This window comes from Kluyvera sp. Awk 3 (assembly GCF_028069715.1).
GTDB lineage: Bacteria > Pseudomonadota > Gammaproteobacteria > Enterobacterales > Enterobacteriaceae > Kluyvera > Kluyvera georgiana_A.
The window spans coordinates 1-672 of record NZ_JANEWH010000316.1 but is presented as its reverse complement, the minus strand read 5'-3'; the positions used below and the strand labels follow the sequence as shown (position 1 = coordinate 672).

Genomic DNA, 672 nt, shown 5'->3' with positions numbered 1-672 from the left:
GACACCTTCGCAGGCTTACAGAACGCTCCCCTACCCAACAACACCTAAATGTCGCTGCCGCAGCTTCGGTGCACAGTTTAGCCCCGTTACATCTTCCGCGCAGGCCGACTCGACCAGTGAGCTATTACGCTTTCTTTAAATGATGGCTGCTTCTAAGCCAACATCCTGGCTGTCTGAGCCTTCCCACATCGTTTCCCACTTAACTGTGACTTTGGGACCTTAGCTGGCGGTCTGGGTTGTTTCCCTCTTCACGACGGACGTTAGCACCCGCCGTGTGTCTCCCGTGATAACATTCTTCGGTATTCGCAGTTTGCATCGGGTTGGTAAGTCGGGATGACCCCCTAGCCGAAACAGTGCTCTACCCCCGAAGATGAGTTCACGAGGCGCTACCTAAATAGCTTTCGGGGAGAACCAGCTATCTCCCGGTTTGATTGGCCTTTCACCCCCAGCCACAAGTCATCCGCTAATTTTTCAACATTAGTCGGTTCGGTCCTCCAGTTAGTGTTACCCAACCTTCAACCTGCCCATGGCTAGATCACCGGGTTTCGGGTCTATACCCTGCAACTTAACGCCCAGTTAAGACTCGGTTTCCCTTCGGCTCCCCTATACGGTTAACCTTGCTACAGAATATAAGTCGCTGACCCATTATACAAAAGGTACGCAGTCACACCC

General features: G+C 52.5%; 1 rRNA gene. It reads right to left on the bottom strand.

Annotation, left to right across the window (positions count from 1 at the left end):
- Positions 1–672: ribosomal RNA gene (locus NNN71_RS24875) — 23S ribosomal RNA — on the bottom strand; the annotation flags it as partial.